Source organism: Dactylosporangium vinaceum (assembly GCF_019904175.1).
In the GTDB taxonomy this organism is placed as follows: Bacteria; Actinomycetota; Actinomycetes; order Mycobacteriales; family Micromonosporaceae; genus Dactylosporangium; species Dactylosporangium vinaceum.
On sequence record NZ_CP061913.1, the window covers coordinates 6,057,136 to 6,075,132 of the forward strand.

12 protein-coding genes are annotated in these 17,997 nt (G+C 73.4%); 4 read left to right on the top strand and 8 right to left on the bottom strand.

Annotation, left to right across the window (positions count from 1 at the left end; genetic code table 11):
• The gene (locus tag Dvina_RS27295; protein WP_223092190.1) at positions 1–2,883 is read right to left on the bottom strand and encodes a fibronectin type III domain-containing protein; all 2,883 of its coding nucleotides are present in this window, start codon (positions 2,881–2,883) and stop codon (positions 1–3) included.
• Between the two features lie 491 nt (positions 2,884–3,374).
• Here Dvina_RS27295 and Dvina_RS27300 point away from each other — a divergent pair, with 491 nt between their 5' ends.
• The 3 genes from Dvina_RS27300 to Dvina_RS27310 all read left to right on the top strand — a co-directional run bounded on the left by Dvina_RS27300 (position 3,375) and on the right by Dvina_RS27310 (position 8,889).
• Entirely contained in the window at positions 3,375–6,107 is a 2,733-nt protein-coding gene (locus Dvina_RS27300) for a putative bifunctional diguanylate cyclase/phosphodiesterase (protein WP_223092191.1), read from the top strand.
• Between the two features lie 128 nt (positions 6,108–6,235).
• The gene (locus Dvina_RS27305) at positions 6,236–7,645 is read left to right on the top strand and encodes a type III PLP-dependent enzyme (protein ID WP_223092192.1); all 1,410 of its coding nucleotides are present in this window, start codon (positions 6,236–6,238) and stop codon (positions 7,643–7,645) included.
• Positions 7,645–8,889 carry an MFS transporter gene (locus Dvina_RS27310; protein WP_246655351.1) on the top strand — a complete coding sequence of 415 codons (1,245 nt, stop codon included), beginning with the start codon at positions 7,645–7,647 and terminating at the stop codon, positions 8,887–8,889. Before Dvina_RS27305 ends, Dvina_RS27310 begins: the two co-directional genes overlap by 1 nt.
• A gap of 52 nt (positions 8,890–8,941) precedes the next feature.
• Here Dvina_RS27310 and Dvina_RS27315 read toward each other — a convergent pair whose 3' ends face one another.
• From Dvina_RS27315 to Dvina_RS27340, 6 genes are all read right to left on the bottom strand, one after another.
• Positions 8,942–10,126, bottom strand: a complete 1,185-nt coding sequence (locus Dvina_RS27315) for an ROK family protein (RefSeq protein WP_223092193.1) — start codon at positions 10,124–10,126, stop codon at positions 8,942–8,944.
• Positions 10,127–10,214: 88 nt separating this feature from the next.
• Complete coding sequence (locus Dvina_RS27320; protein WP_223092194.1) at positions 10,215–11,474, bottom strand: sugar ABC transporter permease; 1,260 nt, start codon at positions 11,472–11,474, stop codon at positions 10,215–10,217.
• Positions 11,471–12,235: an ATP-binding cassette domain-containing protein gene (locus Dvina_RS27325; RefSeq protein WP_223092195.1), complete on the bottom strand. Its 765-nt coding sequence runs from the start codon at positions 12,233–12,235 to the stop codon at positions 11,471–11,473. The genes Dvina_RS27320 and Dvina_RS27325 overlap by 4 nt, the downstream gene beginning before the upstream one ends.
• Positions 12,236–12,259: 24 nt before the next feature.
• Positions 12,260–13,339 (bottom strand): sugar ABC transporter substrate-binding protein, encoded by a 1,080-nt coding sequence (locus Dvina_RS27330; RefSeq protein ID WP_223092196.1) that lies wholly within the window; start codon positions 13,337–13,339, stop codon positions 12,260–12,262.
• 103 nt (positions 13,340–13,442) lie between these two features.
• Positions 13,443–14,972: an outer membrane protein assembly factor BamB family protein gene (locus Dvina_RS27335; protein ID WP_223092197.1), complete on the bottom strand. Its 1,530-nt coding sequence runs from the start codon at positions 14,970–14,972 to the stop codon at positions 13,443–13,445.
• A 56-nt stretch (positions 14,973–15,028) separates the two neighbouring features.
• Positions 15,029–15,787, bottom strand: coding sequence for a M15 family metallopeptidase (locus tag Dvina_RS27340; RefSeq protein WP_223092198.1), 759 nt, complete (start codon positions 15,785–15,787; stop codon positions 15,029–15,031).
• 85 nt (positions 15,788–15,872) lie between these two features.
• On the opposite strand from Dvina_RS27340, the gene Dvina_RS27345 reads away from it, so the two are divergent.
• The gene (locus Dvina_RS27345) at positions 15,873–16,742 is read left to right on the top strand and encodes a L,D-transpeptidase family protein (RefSeq protein ID WP_246656593.1); all 870 of its coding nucleotides are present in this window, start codon (positions 15,873–15,875) and stop codon (positions 16,740–16,742) included.
• A gap of 142 nt (positions 16,743–16,884) precedes the next feature.
• On the opposite strand, the gene Dvina_RS55315 is transcribed toward Dvina_RS27345, so the two are convergent.
• Positions 16,885–17,952, bottom strand: a complete 1,068-nt coding sequence (locus Dvina_RS55315; RefSeq protein WP_223092200.1) for a DUF4037 domain-containing protein — start codon at positions 17,950–17,952, stop codon at positions 16,885–16,887.
• Positions 17,953–17,997 lie beyond the last annotated feature (45 nt).

A 17,997-nucleotide genomic window follows, 5' to 3' on the forward strand; every position in this document is an offset into this window, starting at 1 on the left:
CTACGCCGGTCCTGACGCCGTTTCGTCCGATCCGGCGGCGTGGAACCGCAGCCGGGCGAGGGTCGTGAACGCGAAGCCGGCCAGCAGCAGGCACAGGCCGAGCAGCGCGATGCTGCTGATCGGGTCGCCGGTCACCGCGAGCGAACCGGACATCTCACCACTGGCGCTGACCCCGCCGGTCGTGACGCCGTGGTCGCCGACCGGGGCCGCCGCCGGGGGCTGGACCGCGTGGGCGGTGGCGACGTCGACGCCCAGGGTGAGGTACCGCGGCGTGCCGTTGCCGTCGACACCCGACGCCACGAGCGTGTGCGGGCCCGTGAACCCGGCCGGGACCGTCACCGCGATGCTGAACGCGCCGCTGCCGTCGGTCGTCGTCGTGGTCAGCGTCGTCGGCGCCGAGTAGATCGCCACGGTGATCGTCGTGTGCGGGGCGTAGCCGGTGCCGCTGAGGGTGATCTGCTCGCCCGGCGCCACGTCGGTGCCGCTGGAGCTGTCGACGTGCCCGGCGCTCGGCGGCACGTCGGCCGGGATCGTCAGCGCCATCGGCGTCGCCGTGGCCGTCTGCGACCAGGCCGAGTCGCGGCCGTACTTGCCGAGGGCCTGGACCGCGACGGTGTACTGCGTCCCCGCGGTCAGCCCCAGGATGGCGCAGCCGGCCTCGGCCGCCGCCGCCTCGCACGTCTTCGTCTCCTCGAGCGCGGTCGCCGTCGCCCGGAACTTCGCCACGCCCGAGCCCGGGTCACCGGCCGTCCAGCCGACCCAGATCGCCTCGGTCCGGGCCGTCGCCATCACCGCGGCCGGGGTCGCCGGCGCCTTGCTCGGTGTCGCCGCCGCGGCGGCGGCCCAGGTCGAGTCGCCGGAGTTGCCGGTGCCCTGCGCCTGGACCTGCACCGTGTAGGCGGTGCCGTTGGTCAGCCCGGTGATCGTGCAGTGATCCTCGGTGGCCGCGACCGGCCCGCACGTCAGCGCGTGGTCCTCGGCCGTCCACACCAGGTAGCCGTCGATGCCGGCACCATGGTTCACCGGTGCCGTCCAGTGCACCATGAGCGCGCCGTCGTCGGGCGTGACCGCGACACCGGTGGGCGCGTCCGGCGGCCCGGACACGACCGCCGGGGACGACGCCGCCGACCAGGCCGAGTCGCCGCTGCTGTTCATGCCCTTGGCCTGGACCCGGAAGGTGTACCCGGTGCCGCCGGCGACGAGGTGGTCGATCTCGCAGTAGGTGCTGCCGCCGTCGGACGTGTCGCACATCTTGTTCGGGTCCTCGACGGACTTGACGACGTACTGCGCGATCCCGCCCCGCGCCGCGGCCGGCGCCGTCCAGCTGACCCGCAGCGTGTTCGGCCCGGCCGGGACCGCCATGACCCCGGTCGGCGCGTCCGGCGCACCCGGCGTCACCGGGTCCGAGGAGCCGCTCGGGCTCGAGTCGCCGGCCTGACCGTTGCCGACCGCCTGGACGGTGAAGCTGTAGGCCGTGGCCGGATCGAGCGACCCGGCCACGCAGTGCAGCGTCGTCGCGTCGGTCGTGGTGCAGCCCTTCGACGGGTCCTGGTCGGACACCACCACGTAGTGGGCGATGCCGCTGCTGGGCGTGCTCGGTGCCGTCCACGACACCAGCAGCGACGTCGCCGTCTGCCCGGTCGCGTGCACGGCGCTCGGCGCGGCCGGCGGCCCGGGCACGACCGTGCCGGAGGTCGCGGCCGGGGACGGCTCGCTGTCGTCAGCGCTGCCGTAGGCGACGACCTTCACCGTGTAGGCCGTGCCCATGGTCAGGCCGTTGACGATGTCACAGGTGGTGGTCGACGCGTCCCCGCCGAGGCAGATCCCGGCGGTGCCGCCACCGGATTCCTGCGCCATGGCCGCGTAGTGGTCGACGTTCGTGCCGGAGTGCGTCCAGGAGACCCGGATGCCGGAGGAGAGCGCCTGGGCCGACACGTTTGACGGGGCCTCGGGGATCGCCTCGGCCGTCGCCGCCGCCGAAGGGGCGGACACGCCCGGGACGAGCGCGTCCGCGCCGGCGGCGCCGCCGTCGCCGTCGGTGTCAGTCGTGGCCGCCGCCGTGCCGGTGCCGTCGCCGGCCGGGCCGGGGGCGCCGCCCGCGGTGGCGGCGAGGAGGCCCGCGATCACGCTGGGGATGGCGCGGCGGGCGTCGGTGTCGCGGCCGGCGCCGCGCTTGTCGGTGCCGAGGACGTCGGTGTCCGGGTTCGCGTACGGCCGGCCGCTCGCGGCGGCGCGCCCCTGCGCCTGCGCCCAGGCGCGCATCCGGGCGGCGCCGTCGTCCCGGCCGGCTGCGGTGCTGTCGCGGCCGGTGCCCGGCCCGGCCGACGGGTCGTCGTCGGGGACGTAGTCCATGTACGGCCCGTGCCCGGCGGTGGCATCCGTGGCGGGCGGCGGGCTGGCGGCCGGCGCGTGGCTGCCGGTCGGCGACGGCCGGGCGCCGGTGCGGTCGTCGCCGCGCGCGCCGGCCGTGGCGCCGGTGGTGGCCGCCTTGTCGTCGGCACCGCCGGTGGTGTCGGCGGCGCGGCCGCTCGGCGGGGCGCCTGTGGCGTCCGCCGGTGCGTGAGTGGGGCTCGGGCTCGCGCCGGGCTGCGTGCTCGCCCCGGGATGCGAGGGGTGGGCCCGGTGCCCGCCCCACCCGCCGTTGGAGTCGGCCTCGGTGTTCTGCCGCCCCCATCCGCCGGTCTTCGCCTTCGCGGCGGCAGGGTCGGCCGTCGACTCGGCGCTCGGGCTCGCGCCGGACCGGGCGGTGCTCCCGGCGGCGGGTTCGGCCTGACCGGCCGGGCCGGGGCTGCCGCTGCCGTTGGCCATGGCCGCGAACGCCGGGCCGGCCGCGCTGCCGAAGACCACGACACTCGCCGACAGTGCGGCCAGGCCGGCCTTCACCGAGCGCCGCGTGACCCGCGGGCGCCGCTTGGGCCGCGGCTTCAACCTCGATTGGGCTGGCATCCCATCCCCCGTCTCAGTGCACTCGCGTGCTCAGACCTGCACGCGACAAACGAATGCGAACACGCTTCGCAATCTAGCCATCACCCTCAGTGAAGATCACCGGAACGCCGATTCCGCGCCCGAGCGGCCGGAGCGGGCCGACACGCCGCGACGTCCCGGACGGTCGCGAAGGCCCCAAACCGCCGCCGGCCACGACGGCGGGGCCGGTCACGCCGCCCGGCTCGCGGGACTGGCGCGCACTCCCGTCGTGCGAGTCGGCTCCCGTGACCCGAGCGCGATGTCGTGACGGCTGCCGGCTCGCGGGCCGGGGGAGGCGGGCGCGGAAGGATGGGCCGGGTGCGGGACGGTTGCCTGCCGGGCTTGCCGCTCAGCTCGCCCGGCCGGGACCCGATCAGGGGGGCACGAGCGCCCACAGGATCGGGGGGACGATGGCGAGCTGGCCGGGCAGCCTGCTGCGGGCGGCCGCGCCCACCCGCGGTTACGCGCTGCTGTGCGCGGGCGCCGCCACGGTCACGGCCCTGCTGTGCGTCGTCTTCGTCAGCGGTGCCGGTGGGGCGATGGTCGGGCAGAACGTGTCGAACATCGCGCTGTTCCTGGCCGCGGTGACGGCCGGCACCGCTTGCGCCGTGCGGGCCTGGCGGGAGCGGGCCGCGCGGCGGGTGCGGTGGGCCTGGGGGCTGGTCGGGGCCGGGTCGCTGTCGTGGGGCGTCGGGCAGGCGTTCTGCATCTGGTACGAGACGGTCCTCGGGCGGGCGGTGCCGTTCCCGTCGCTCGCGGACGCCGGGTACTTCTGGATGATGCCGTTCACCGCGGCCGGGCTGCTGCTGCTCCCGGTGTCGCGGCAGAGCCTCGCGCAGCAGGCCCGCAGCATCCTCGACGGGCTCATGATCGCCGTGTCGCTGCTGCTGATCACCTGGGTGCTGATTCTCGGGCCGCTGGTGCAGCAGGGAGCCGACAGCCGGCTCGGGCTGCTGATCACCCTGTGGTACCCGGGCGGCGACGTCGTCGTGCTGACGATCGTGCTGTTCATGGTGGCGCGGCTGCGGCGCGGCGGGCGGCGGCCGTTGTCGCTGCCGCTGGTCGGAGCCGGGCTGGTGGCGTTCACCGTGTCCGACTCCGGGTACGCGTATCTGACGCTGCTCGACACGTACGGGTCGGGCAACGTCCTGGACCTGGGCTGGTTCACCGGCTTCGCGCTGATCCTGCTCGCCGCGCGGCGGCCCGAGCGGGCCTACGCCGAGCAGGAGGTGCACGATCTCGCGCAGCCCCTCGGGGTGATGCTGCCGTATCTGGCCGTCCTCGGTGCCCTGGTGACCAGCACGTTCGAGGTGCTGCGCGACGGGGCGCACGACATGTTCGTGTCCTGGAGCCGCTCCGCGATCATCCTGCTCATCGTCGGCCGGCAGCTGCTGACGCTGCTGGAGAACCGGTCGCTGACCCGCGGGCTCGAGGCGCGGGTCGAGGCGCGCACGACCGAGCTGCGGGCGAGCGAGCAGCGGTTCCAGGCGCTCGTGCAGCACAGCTCCGACGTTGTCACCGTCATCGACGCGCAGGGCGTGGTGACGTACCAGAGCGAAAGCGTCGCCCGGGTGTTCGGCTACGACCCGGCGTACTTCTCGGGGCTCAGACTGACGGAGCGCATCCTCGCCGAGTCCGTGCCGGCGCTCACCGCGGCCGTCGAGGCGATCACCGGGACCGCCTACGCGACGCGGGTCGTCGAGCTGCCGATGCTGCACGCCGACGGGCACCGCTGCCTGGCCGAGGTGACGCTCACCAACCTCCTGGAGGACCCCAGCGTCCGCGGGATCGTGCTCAACTCCCGTGACATCAGCGAGCGCAAGGAGCTCGAGGACCAGCTCGTCCACGAGGCGTTCCACGACGGGCTGACCAAGCTCGCCAACCGGGCCCTGTTCAAGGACCGCCTCGAGGTCGCCCTGCGCCGCCGCGCCGACGTCGCCATCCTGTTCCTCGACCTCGACGGGTTCAAGGAGGTCAACGACAGCCTCGGCCACGCCGCCGGCGACGTGCTGCTCATGCAGGTCGCGATGCGCCTCGGCGAGGCCGTCCGCGACGGCGACACCGTGGCCCGCTTCGGCGGCGACGAGTTCGCCGTGCTCATCGACGCCGTCGGCGCCCCCGGCGACGCCGACGACCTGGCCACCCGGATCATCGCCGCGCTCGACGAGCAGTTCGTCATCGACAACCAGGAGATCCACGTCCAGGGCTCCATCGGCATCGCCCTGACCGGCCCGGACGCCCGCGACGCCGATCAGCTCATGCGCAACGCGGACCTCGCCATGTACCGCGCCAAGTCGGCCGGCTCCGGGCAGTTCGCCCGCTACGACCCGCAGATGCACTCCGGGCTTGTCGAGCGCCTCCAGCTCGCCGCCGACCTGCGCCGCGCCCTGGAGACCGGCGGCGAGCTCGAGATGCACTACCAGCCGACGATCGAGCTGCGCACCGGCCAGATCGTCGGGTTCGAGGCCCTCGTCCGCTGGCGCCACCCAGTCCGCGGCATGATCAGCCCCGTCGACTTCATCCCGCTCGCCGAGTCCACCGGTCTCATCCGGCCGCTCGGCCAGTGGGTGCTCGCGGAGTCCTGCCGCCAGGCCGTCGCCTGGGGGATGGGCGCCCCGGAGCGGGCGATGACGATGGCGGTCAACGTGTCCGGCCGCCAGTTCGACCAGCCCGGCCTGCCCGGGATCGTCGCCGCGGTCCTGGCCGAGACCGGGCTGCCCGCGCAGCGGCTGTGCCTGGAGATGACCGAGAGCGTCCTGATGACCGACACCGAGGAGAACCTCGCGGTGCTGCTGTCGCTCAAGGACATCGGGGTACGGCTGGCCATCGACGACTTCGGCACCGGGTACTCGTCGCTGGCGTACCTGCGCCGCTTCCCGGTCGACACCCTGAAGATCGACAGGTCATTCGTGGAGCGGCTCAGCGGCGCCACCCCGGACGCGGCGCTGGCCCGCACGATCGTGCAGCTCGGGCAGAGCCTGGGGATGGCCACCGTCGCCGAGGGCATCGAGCAGTACGCGCAGTTCCTGGCGCTGCGCCGGATGGGCTGCGACCTCGCCCAGGGCTACTACTTCTCCCGCCCGCTGCCGGCCGCGGAGGCGGGGCTGCTGCTGCAGGAGCACAAGCCCGCGGTCGCCGCCTGACCCGTCGGCCCGCTCACCGCGCGCGGCGGATCGGCACCGGGTCGCAACCGGGTGGGCCACCGCCGTGCTCCCGGCGGTGGCGAGGCTAGTGGGTGACCGCGACACCAGCTGCTTAGGAGACCGCTTCGATGACGGCCGCCCTCGCCGACCAGGCCCGCCTCGACCTGCCCGGGCACTGGCCCGCCGCGCTCGGGCCGCGGGCGCTTGCCGAGCTGGATGCGCAGACGCCGTTCCTGGCGGTGGACCTGTCGACGGTCGCCGACCGCTACGCGGCCTTCACCGCGGCGATTCCCGGCATCAGCCCGTTCTACGCGATGAAGTGCAACGCCGCGCAGGACGTCCTGGGCACCCTCGCCGCGCTCGGGTCGAGCTTCGAGGTGGCGTCGATCGGGGAGCTGCGGATGCTGCAGGAGATCGGGGTGGACCCGGCCGAGGTGCTGTACAGCAACCCCGTCAAGGCGCCGCACGCGATCGCGGCGGCGCGGGCGGCCGGGCTGTGGCGGTTCAGCTTCGACTCCGAGGGGGAGCTGTACAAGCTGGCGCAGCACGCGCCGGGCGCCGCCGTGTACATCCGGCTGCGGGTCGACGACTCGACGAGCCTGTTCCCGCTCTCGCGCAAGTTCGGCGCCGAGGCCCACGAGGCGCGGGCGCTGATGCTCCTGGCCCGCGAGCTCGGCCTGGAGCCGTACGGCGTGACGTTCCACGTCGGCTCCCAGTGCGCGACGACGAGCGCCTGGCGGCAGGCGATCGCCGCGGCCGGGGCGCTGATGGCGGCGTTGCAGGAGGATGGGGTACACCTGCGGATGCTGGATCTCGGGGGTGGCTTCCCGTCGCGCTACGTCGAGCGCGTCCCGCCCCTCGACCAGATCGCGGGCACGATCAATGCGGCGCTCGAGGAGCTGCTGCCGTACCGGCCGGCGCTGCTCGCGGCGGAGCCCGGGCGGCACCTGGTGGCGGAGAGCGCGGTCATGGTCACCACCGTCCTCGGGCGCGAGGTGCGGGCCGGGGAGAACTGGCTGTACGTCGACGTGGGCGCCTACAACGGCATGATGGAGACGCAGCAGACGGTGCAGCAGTGGCGGTTTCCGCTGTGGACGTCGCGGACCGACCACGCCCTTGTGCCGCACGTGCCGTTCACCGTCACCGGTCCGTCGTGCGACAGCTCCGACACCATGTTCTACGGCGTCAACCTGCCGGCGACGATCGAGGTCGGCGACCGGCTGTACATCGGGTCCGCCGGCGCCTACACGCTGAGCTACGCCAGCCACTTCAACGGGTTCGCCCCGCCGGAGCCGGTGTTCGTCGGCGGCCCGGCCGGCACCAACGCCACCGTCCAGCGCATCCCGTCCCAGCCGCATCTGCCGTCCTCGCCCGCTGCACCGTCGCCCGCCGATACACCGTCTCACCTCGGTACACCGTCTCACCTCGGCACGGCGTCTCTCGCGGCTACGGCGTCTCGCGTCGCCACGGTGTTGCCGCCGGCGCCGCCGCTGCGGGCCGCCGGGCCGCCGGGTGAGGCGCGGGCGGGCCGGCGCTGATGGCCGCGGCCGCCGCGGTCGGGGCGCAGCACTGGCGGCATCGCACGGACCGCACCGGCGGGCGGCGGCGGGCCGGGCGGCTGCGCGAGCTGCTCGTCTCCGGCGTCGTCGACTCGTTCGGCCTGTACCTGGGGTGGACCCTGTTCAACCTGGTCGCCGTCGACCGCGGCGGCCTGGCCATGGCCGCGCTGTTCAACTCGGCGATGCTGCTCGGCGTCGTGCTGTCGGCGCCGGTGGTCGGGCGCCTCGCCCGGCACCTGCACGGCCGCACCCTGCTGCTGGTCGCGGGCTGCACCGAGGCGGTCCTGCGCGTCGGCACCCTCGCTGCGCTGCTCAAGGGCGTCGACGCCACCGTCATCGCGGCCGGCGTCACGCTGATGCACGTCGCGGCGTTCACCGGGTTCGCGGCGATGCGGGCCGAGGTCGCCGCCGTCGACGCGCGGCCCCGGGCCATGACCCGCTACGCCCTGTCGATCGCGGCCGTGGAGGCGCTGGGCGCCGGGACGGCCGCGCTGCTGCCGATGCAGGGGGCGACGCTGACCGTGGTGTTCCTGGTGTACGGGCTCAGCCTCGTCCCGAACATGCTCACCGCCCGCCGGGCCCGGACCGCGCGCAACGTGGCGCCGCCGGTGCCGGGGACGTTCGCCAGCCGGGTCGAGCGGCGCCGGGCCGAGGGTGCGGCCCGGGGTGTGCCTGTCGCGCTGCCGGTCCTCGCGGCCGGTGGCGGGATCATGCTGCTGTCGGCCGGGCCGACGCTGCTGTCGGTCGCGCTGGCCACCGAGCTGTACGGGCACCACGCCGTCGCCGGGGCGGCGGCCGCGTTCAGTGCGGGCTGCCTGCTCTCGTCGTGGGCGGTGGACCGGGTCGGGCGGCTGCGGCTGCCGGCCGGGGTGGTGTGGCCGCTGTGGGGCGTCGGGATGCTCGCCGGCTGGGTGCTCGCGCCGGGGCACGTGGCCGGGCTGTTCGTGGCCCAGTTCCTGTCGGGGTTGAGCATGACGGCGTTCGAGGGTGGCATGGACGCGCGGCTGGCTCAGGCGGCCCGGCCCGGCACGGTGACGACGGTCCTGGCCTGGAGCGCGTCGACCCGGGCCCTGGGCAGCGCGGTAGCGGTCCGGACCCTGCCGCTGCTCATCGCCGCACCGCAGGTGGGGACGGTGGCCGGCGCGGCCGCCGCCGTCCTGTCGGTGGCGTCGCTGACCGCCCTGGCCCGCCGCCGCAAGGAAGCGTCGCCGGTCGGAGCCTGACGGCGGCGGTCTCCCGCAGCGCCCGACATATCGCGCCGGCCGGCCCGGGAGCTCACGCGAACAGCGGGTCGGCGAAGAGCGGTTCGAAGGCCAGCTCGGCGGCGCCGATCAGTGCGGCGTCCTGCCCGAGCTGGGGCGTCCGGAGGCGGACGTGCTCGCGGCAGGCGGGCAGGCCGTTGCGGTTCAGGCGGGACCTGACCTGGGCGGCCGAGGCCAGGTACACCTCGCGCAGGGTGCCGCCGAAGATGACCATCTCCGGGTTGAAGATGTTCACCAGGTTGGCCACGCCGAAGCCGAGCCAGTCGCCGACCTGGCGCATGGCGGCCTGCGCCGTGTTGTCGCCGCGGGAGGCGGCGTCGACGACGGCCAGGATGCCCTCGCGGCCGGCGGTGGCGTTGCGGCCGGCGGCGGCCAGGAGGGCGTGTTCGCCGATCTCGGTCTCCCAGCAGCCGTGGGAGCCGCAGCTGCAGGGCTTGCCGTTGGGGTTGACGACCATGTGGCCGACCTCGCCGCCGTAGCCGCCGTGGCCGGTGACCGGGCGGCCGGCGGCGATGATGCCGCCACCGATGCCGGCGTCGCCGTAGAGGTAGACGAGGTTGTCGCAGCCGGCGGCGGCGCCGCGGGTGTGCTCGGCCAGGGCGGCCAGGTCGGCGTTGTTGCGCACGGCGACCGGGCGGCCGTCGCCCACCAGCACGCCCAGGGCCTCGCCGAGCGGCTGGTCGGCCCAGCCGAGCTGGGGGCCGAGGCGCACGTAGCCGTCGTCGCGGCGGACCATCGCCGACACGGCGGCGCCGCTGCCGATCAGGCGGGCGCCGGCCGGGGAGGTGAGCTGCATCTTGCGCACGAAGTCGGCGATCGGGGCGACGACCGTGGCGGCGTCGTGCTCGCCGCGGGGGCGGGCCGCCTCGAAGCGGTCGAGCAGGACGCCGCCCAGGCCGACGCGGGCGGCGACGATGCGGTCGACCTCGACGGCGAAGGCGTACACGTAGACCTTCTCCGACTCCGGCCGCACGACGAGGGAGGGGCGCCCGGCCCGGCCGCGCTGCTCGCGGGGGACGCCCTCGGAGACCAGGCCGGCGCCGGCGAGGTCGGCGGTCAGTGCGCCGATGGTGCTGCGGTTGAGGCCCAGGCTCGTCGTGAGATCGGCACGCGACATCGCGCCGTGGAGGTGCACGGAGCGAAGGAGCGCTCCGAGGTTGCTCCGCCGGATCTCCTCCTGGCTGGGGCCAACGCGCATGCTCGGCTTTCTTCGAGGTCAAACAGAGCTGTCGAACGAGAGCGGTCACAACACTACGAGCGGCGGTACAACAGTGGGAACCAGCAGACTAGTGCAGCGATATCCCGACGCGGGCCGCGCGGCGGCGGGTGAGCGCGTCGATGCCCGCGGCGAGCAGCAGCACGACGCCGGTGACGATGTACTTGGTGCCGGGGCTGTACTCCATCAGGCCCATCCCGTTCTCGATGACGGCCACGACCGCGCCGCCGAGGACCGCGTTGAGCACCCGTCCCTTGCCGCCGAACAGGCTGGTCCCGCCGATGACGGCCGCGCCGACGGCGTAGAGCAGCACGTTGCTGCCGCCGGTGTTGGGGTTCACCGACGCGTCCCGGGACGCGGCGACGATTCCGCCGACGGCGGCCATGGTGGAGCAGATGACGAACGCGGCGATGCGGATCGCGTCGACGTGGATGCCGGCCCGCCGCGACGCCTCCCGGTTGCCGCCGACGGCGTAGACGTGGCGGCCGAACGCGGTGCGGTTGAGCACGAACGTGCACAGCCAGAGCAGCAGCCCGAGGATCGCCACGATCATGGGCACGCCGCGCTGGGAGATGGCGTCGTTCTTGGAGCGCTCCAGGTTGAGCGTCCACACGGCCGCGCCGAGCAGGACGGCGACGGTGACGACTCGCAGGGCGATGACGGAGATGGGGTCGGCGGTCAGGCCGTGGCGGACGCGGCTGTGGCGCTTCCACAGGTGCAGGGCGAGCATGGCGGCGATCGTGACGCCGTAGAGGACCCAGCCCTGCAGCGGCGTGAACCGCCCGTCGAAGTTGATCTTCTTGATCGCCGGGTCGTCGACGGCGACGATCGTGCCGCCCTTCATGAGCAGCAGCACCGCGCCCTGGAACGCCAGGAACGCGGCAAGTGTCACGACGAACGACGGGATGCCGAGCTTGGCCACCAGCAACCCGATGACGAGCCCGATCGCCGCGCCCGTCGCGACCGCTCCGAGCACGGCGAAGTACCAGGGGAAGCCGTAGTTGGTCAGCAGGACGGCCAGCACCGAGGCGCAGACGCCGCTGGCGAACCCGGCCGAGAGGTCGATCTCGCCCAGCAGCAGCACGAAGACGAGCCCCATCGCGATGACGGTGACCGCGGCGCCCTGATGCAGCAGGTTGGCCAGGTTGCCGGCGGTGACGAACTCCGGGCGGGCGACCGAGAACGCGACCACGAGCGTGAGCAGGCCCAGGACGGCCGGGAGCGCGCCCATGTTGCCGCCGCGCACCCGGGCCAGGTAGTCGCGGGTGTACGGGCCGAGGCCGGCGGAGGGGCGCTGCGCGGTGCGGTCCTCCAGCATGGAGAGGCTCATAGGGTCGCTCCCAGTCCGAGCGGGCCGCTGCGGCCGGTGGTGATGAGCTCGACGACCTGCGAGTGGGTCACGTCGGTGGCCCGGACCTCGGCCGCCATCTGGCCGAGGTAGAGCGCGGCGATGCGGTCGGCGACGGCGAACACGTCGTTCATGTTGTGCGAGATGAGCACGACGGCCAGGCCCCGGTCGGCCAGGCGGCGGACCAGCTCGAGGACCTGGGCGGTCTGGGCGACGCCGAGGGCGGCGTTGGGCTCGTCGAGGATGACGATGCGGTTGTTCCACAGCACGGCCTTGGCGATGGCGACCGTCTGGCGCTGCCCGCCGGAGAGGCTGGAGACCGGGTGGCGGACCGACGCCACCGTGCGCACCGACAGCCCGGCCAGGGTCTCGGCCGCCTTCTGCTCCATGGTGATGTCGTCCAGGACGAGGCCGCGGCGGATCTCCCGGCCGAGGAACATGTTCTGGACGATGTCGAGGTTGTCGCACAGCGCCAGGTCCTGGTAGACGATCTCGACGCCGAGCGCGGCGGCGTCGCGGGGGCCGTGCACGGAGACCGGCCGGCCCTCGAAGAGGTACTCCCCGGAGTCGATCGAGTAGATCCCGCCGACGCACTTGACAAGTGTCGACTTGCCGGCCCCGTTGTCGCCGACGAGCGCGGTGACCTGCCCGGCGTACACCGAGAAGTCCACGTCGCGCAGCACCTGGACCGGTCCGAAGCTCTTGCTGAGCCCCCGAATCTCCAGCAAGGGTCTTTCGGTCACAACACTCCCTCGAAAGCCGGTACCCTACTTGATACCTGCTGCGGCGCACTTCGCGGCGAACTCGCCGGTGCACACCTCATCCGCCGCCACGTAGCCGTCGTCGATGACGTCCCGGACGTTCTGCCTGGTGATCGCCTTGGGGTCGAGCAGGATCGCGTCGACGTCGCGCTTGCCGACCCGGTCGTAGACCTTGGCCGTGGTGACGCCCGTCTCACCTTTCGCCAGGGCGATGGCCAGCTTCGCGGCCGCGGCGGCCTCCCGGCGCACGTCCTTGTACACGGTCATGCACTGGTCGCCGGCGAGGATGTTCTGCAGGCCCTGCGCGGTGGCGTCCTGCCCGGTGACCGGGATGTGGCCGTTGAGGCCCTGCTTCTTGAGCACGTTGATGGCCGCGTTGGCCAGCCCGTCGTTGGCCGCGATGACCCCGCCGATGTCCGGCTGCGCGGTCATCATCTGCTCGAACGCGGTCCCGGCCCGGGTGTTGTCCCACTCCTCGATCCACTGGTCGGGGCCCTTCTGGTACTCCCCGGACGTGAACTTCGGCCCGAGGACGCCGTCGTAGCCCTCCTTGAACAGCGTCGAGTTGTTGTCGGTCTGCGAGCCGTTGAGCTCGGCGATGACCGGCCGGGTCGCCTTGGCGTCGGTGAGGCACTTGACCAGGCCCTGGCCCTGCAGGGTGCCGACGGCCGCGTTGTCGAAGGACACGTAGTAGCGCGCCGACCCGCCAAGGGTCAGCCGGTCGTAGTCGATCGTGGCGACGCCGGCGTTGCGGGCCTTGTCCAGCACGGCCTTGCCGGTGCCGGAGTCCAGGTTCACGATCATGAGCACGTCGACGCCCTGGGTGATCATCTGCTCGGCCAGGGTCGTGAACGCGCTCTTGTCGTTCTGCGCGTTCTGGATCTCGTAGTCGACGCCGGCCGCCTTGAACGCGGCGGCCAGATACCTGCGGTCGGCGGTCTCCCACCGGGCCGATGACTTGCTGTCGGGGAGGATGACGCCGATGCGCGGGCGGCTTCCGGCGCCGGACACGTTCGCGGTGCACGCCGCCGTCCCGCTCGCTGCGAGGGCGCCGATCGCCAGCAGGGAGAGGATCCCTCTGCGCATTGCTCGGGTCCTTTCGGGTGTCGACATCGTGTCGGGCAACGTATGGCGTGCCGTCGCACCGTGAGAAGTCGCGGCCCGTAACAATTGCGCAATACATTCTCACCTACCCGGCGGCGAGGGCGTGCACGGCACCGGCGCGGGTGCCGAAGTACAGCGATCCCTTCCAGACCGCCGGTGTCGCCTCGATACAGCCGCCGATCTTGTACTCCCACAGCGGCCGGGGTTCGGCGTGCGTGTCGGCCACGTCGTAGGCGTGCATCACGCCGGTGCAGTCGCCCATGAACAGCGTATCGTCGACGATCACCGGGGACTGCCAGGTCTCGCCACCGGCCAGGTGGAAGCGCCAGCGCACGGCCCCGCTCGCCCGGTCCAGGCCGAGCACGTCGCCGCCGGCGGTGTCGTAGACGGCGATGTCGCGGTACAGCGCGGGCGTCCCCCAGACGCCGCCCGGCTTCTGGCCGGTGTCCTTCACCGCCCAGACCACGGGATTGTCGGGCTTCGACGGGTCGAGCTTCAGCATCTGCCCGACGTCGCGGGAGCGGGCGTTGCCCTTCTCGTACTCCGAGCCGACGTACAGGAAGCCGTCGGCGTCCACGACGATCGACGCGTCGGTGTCGTCGCCGGTCCAGAACCGCAGCGTCCGCACCGGGGCCCTGCCGTCGCGCAGCCCGGACAGGTCCCAGCCCTGCACGAGGCCGCCGGAGTTGGCGAAGTACACCGTGTCCCGGAAGACGGCCACGGAGTTCTCGATCGACACGTTGCTGTCGCCGGCGTCATTGAGCAGCTGATCGTCCCAGCCGGGGGTGTTGAACACGAGCTTCGGGGCGACGGTGACCTTGCCGTCGGCGCCGTAGCCGCGGTTGAGCTTCACGATGTGGAACTGGCTGTTCTCGCCGCCCTCGAGCAGGTAGTCGTCGATGATGAGCCCGGAGCCGTCCCAGTCGTCGTTCCACATGGTCGGCTTGACGGCGTCCGCGGCCAGTTTCCACAGTTCGGTGGGCGCGGCCCGGTCGGTGGCGATGACCCGGTAGAAGCCGTCGCGGGAGCCGGAGTAGACGAGCGGGAACCCGTCGGGGTCGACGGTGACGCTGCCCTTGATGATGTCGCCGGTCTTGAAGTCGGGCAGGATGCGCTCGCCGGTGGCGGCGTCGAGGAAGTGGATGGCGCGGTCGTAGGCGCCGAACACGACCCAGGTGCGGCCGTCGCGCTCGAAGACGGCGGGCTGGCCGGTCCAGCCGGTGCCGCACCACTCGCGGGTCTCGCCCTTGTCCGACGACATCGAGCACAGCCCGCCGCTGCGCGGGAACTGCCACCGGGCCACGGGCGTGGTGCGGGGGACCGGGCCCTGGCCGTAGTAGGTGCGGGTCGGGTTGCCGCGGAACGTCAGCAGGCCCTGGACCTTCGTGCCGTAGGGCCGCCCGACGCCGGCGGGGTCGGACCAGCCGGCGAACGGCGGCGGGGCCGGCGACGCGGACGGCGGGCCGGGCGCCGCGGCGCCCGGGGTGGGGCCGGGCCCGGGCTCGGCGCGCGTCTCGGCCCGGCGCAGCCCCCACGCCGTGGTCGCGACACCGCCGACGATCAGCACGAGCATTCCGGCGATCAGCAGCCGGAACACACCAACCCGGGATTCCATGTCGGCCAGTATGGTGACGGTGATCATGCCGCGCCGCAATGTGACGTGGATCGGATTCACGCCTTCTCGAAATGCTGGTAATCCGTACCGTTTTTCCAGGCTCCGCCCCAGGAGAATCCCTCCGCCCGGAATGCCTGGACGGTCGGGTCACCGGCGACGATCATGCCTTTGCGCACGTTGCCGCGGTCGAGGAATGCCGATCCGGCCGGTGGCATCACCCGGCCGCCCGGCAGATACGGGTTCTCGACGGTGTTGACGTCGATCGCCCGCCCGTAGGCGTGATTCGACAGATGCTGCGTGTTCGGCACATTGCGGCAGTTGAACGCCGAGGTGTTGTCGGCCGCCATCGACGTGTCGTCGCTGCCGCCGTACTCCTCGACGAGCGCCATGCCGCGGATGGGGAACCGCGCCGCCCGCAGCCGCTGGAAGACCCGCAGCGTGGCCTCGGCGATCGCCTTGTGCACGACGAGCTGCCCGGGTCGCAGCGCCCCGTCGAAGTCCACATAGGACACGTGCACGAGCCGGAGATCGTCGAGCCCGACCGGGCACCCGGGCCGCCAGGAGACCCCGGTCATGGCGGTGCGCAGCGCGGCCGGCAGCGCCTCGATCGAGTCTTGCGGGATCGATGGTCCAGACGCTGCGGGGGTACCCGCAGGGCCGGCGACGGGCGGCGCCGACGAGCCCGACACGCCCGCCGGGACCGGCGCCACCTGCGGCGTGGCGCCGCACCCGGTGGCGAGCAGGGTCAGGCCGGCCGCCGCGAGCCCGGTGGCGAGGCGACGGACTGCCGGATTTGTCGGAAACGCTCGGCCCATGTGTTCGATACTATGGGTCGTGCCGGTTGACCAGCGAGGACGCGCGCGATGGCGGTTCGCAGCAATCCCGTTGCTGTTGGTGACGATGCTCGCGGGGTGCGGTACCGAGGGCTACGCCGGTGTCACCGCCGCGCCTGCCTCGGGCGTCGCGACGCCCACGACGCCCGCCCCGGCCGCGCCGGGCACCGCCTCGTCCGGCGAGCCGGTGAAGTCGGCCGTGGCCGCCCGCCCGGTGACCACGAGCGGCCCGGCGGTCCAGGAGAAGGCCGGGCCCACGACGACCGCCCCGCCGGCGGCCAACCCCGGCCGGTCGGCCCAGCCGGTGCGCACGACCCCGGTGCCGCTGCCGACCAACGACGCCGCGCGGCTGCGCACCCTCCCGGCGAGCACGAAGCAGGTCATCATCGTGCAGTCCGGGTCCCAGACGTCGACGTCGGCGACGCTGCAGGCCTACGCCCGTGACGGCGGCTCCTGGACCCCGGTCCTGGGCCCGATGGCCGCCCGGGTCGGCGCGAAGGGCTTCAGCGACAGCAAGCACGAGGGCGACATGACGACCCCGGCCGGGATGTTCGCCATCGACGCCACGATGTACGGCATCAGCGCGGACCCCGGCGTCCGGTACGCGTACCACCGGGTCGTGACCGACGACTGGTGGAACGAGAACAGCGACACGCCCGGCTACAACACGTTCGTCCACGGCCCGAACCCGGGCGGGCCGAGCGAGGCCCTGTGGACGTTCGTCCCGCAGTACAACTACTTCGCCGTCATCCGCTACAACATGCCCGCGGCGCCGGGCCGGGGCAGCGGCATCTTCCTGCACGTGGCCAGCGGCAACAGCACCGCGGGCTGCGTCAGCCTGGCGCAGGGCGACCTGCTCAGCGTGCTGCGGTGGCTGGACCCGGCGGCCAACCCGCAGATCGTGATGGCGCCGACGGCCTGGCTCGGCCGGTACTGAGGGCGCCGACCACGGCGGTGCGCCGCACCCTCGAGGCAGTGGTGGCCCGTCACCCGCGGGACGGCCCGTCGTCGACCCCTCACCTAGCATCCTAGGACGCATGAGCGAGCGTGGCTGAAGCCACGCACCCGCAATACAGCCGCTACGCGGCCGGGGCCGGCCGGTGGCCGGGGTGGACGGCGGCGGCCAGGGCCCGGGTCAGCTCGGGCCGGCCCATGACGTCGGTGCTGTCGGCGAACTGGTCGACGGCGCCGATGCGCCGCCCGCCCGGGTCGAGGACGTCGGCGAACCGGCCGGCGTCGATGACCGGGAAGGGGCGGTCGAAGTACGGGCGGCGGGTGGCGTTGACGGGCGGGGCGAGGCGGAGGCGGTTCTGCCAGGCGCCGGCGAGCTTGTAGGCGTCGCAGAGGGCGGACTGGCGATCGGCGGCGTCGTCGGCGCGCAGCGCGTGGGTGAGGGCGTCGGCGATGGGTGCGCTGCCGGGCAGGGCGGCGAAGGCGGTGCCGAGCCACTTGCTGTACGGCGGGTAGCGGCGGGCCAGGAGCAGGCACAGGCGCATGACGTCGCGGGCGAGGCGGGCGGCGACGGTGCGGCTGCCGAGGTCGTCGCCGAGCTCGGCGGTGCGCCCGACGAACGCCTCCTCCTGCGCGATGCGGGCCCACTGGGCGGCGAGGATCTGTTTCCAGACGGGGTCGGGGTACCAGGCGAGGTTGGTGCGCAGGGCGGTGAGTTCGCCGGTGTCGTCGTGGTAGACGGCGCCGGCGGTGGCCTCGGCGAGCAGCTGGGTGGGGGTGGCGAGCCAGTCGGCGGTGGTGACGGTGGTGCGGGCGTCGAAGCCGAGGTGGCGGCGGGACCAGGTGGCGACGTCGGTGATGTCGACGCGGTGGTGGACGGGGCCGGTGGTGGGGGTCATCACCTGGACGCGTTCGCCGGGCGGGGCGAAGTTCGTGGGCCGGCCGTGGATGTCCTTCGGCAGCCGCTCGCGCAGTGTCCGGCTGAGGGCGGCGGCGTCGACGGTGGCGAGGTCGACGAAGAGCTGGAGGCGGGGGCCCCAGTCGTGGTCGGTGGAGCGTTCGGTGTCGAAGCCGAGGACCTCGGAGCCGGGGCCGATGCGGGCGGCGGCGTGCGGGATGCCGGTGAGCAGCGGCCGGACGCCGAGTTCGTAGAGGTCGCGGCAGAGCTGGAGCCCGGGGATGAACGGGGGTGGCATCCGCTCACCGTATGGGGTCCGGGCCGGGCCGGCCGCAGGGTTTCA

What these genes read in the sequence shown, in the direction of transcription:
- Dvina_RS27300 (WP_223092191.1), top strand. Translation starts at nt 3,375, where the DNA reads ATGGCGAGCTGGCCGGGCAGCCTGCTGCGGGCGGCCGCGCCCACCCGC.
- Dvina_RS27320 (WP_223092194.1), bottom strand. Translation starts at nt 11,474, where the DNA reads ATGAGCCTCTCCATGCTGGAGGACCGCACCGCGCAGCGCCCCTCCGCC.
- Dvina_RS27345 (WP_246656593.1), top strand. Translation starts at nt 15,873, where the DNA reads ATGCTCGCGGGGTGCGGTACCGAGGGCTACGCCGGTGTCACCGCCGCG.
- Dvina_RS27340 (WP_223092198.1), bottom strand. Translation starts at nt 15,787, where the DNA reads ATGGGCCGAGCGTTTCCGACAAATCCGGCAGTCCGTCGCCTCGCCACC.
- Dvina_RS27330 (WP_223092196.1), bottom strand. Translation starts at nt 13,339, where the DNA reads ATGCGCAGAGGGATCCTCTCCCTGCTGGCGATCGGCGCCCTCGCAGCG.
- Dvina_RS27310 (WP_246655351.1), top strand. Translation starts at nt 7,645, where the DNA reads ATGGCCGCGGCCGCCGCGGTCGGGGCGCAGCACTGGCGGCATCGCACG.
- Dvina_RS27315 (WP_223092193.1), bottom strand. Translation starts at nt 10,126, where the DNA reads ATGCGCGTTGGCCCCAGCCAGGAGGAGATCCGGCGGAGCAACCTCGGA.
- Dvina_RS27335 (WP_223092197.1), bottom strand. Translation starts at nt 14,972, where the DNA reads ATGGAATCCCGGGTTGGTGTGTTCCGGCTGCTGATCGCCGGAATGCTC.
- Dvina_RS27305 (WP_223092192.1), top strand. Translation starts at nt 6,236, where the DNA reads ATGACGGCCGCCCTCGCCGACCAGGCCCGCCTCGACCTGCCCGGGCAC.
- Dvina_RS55315 (WP_223092200.1), bottom strand. Translation starts at nt 17,952, where the DNA reads ATGCCACCCCCGTTCATCCCCGGGCTCCAGCTCTGCCGCGACCTCTAC.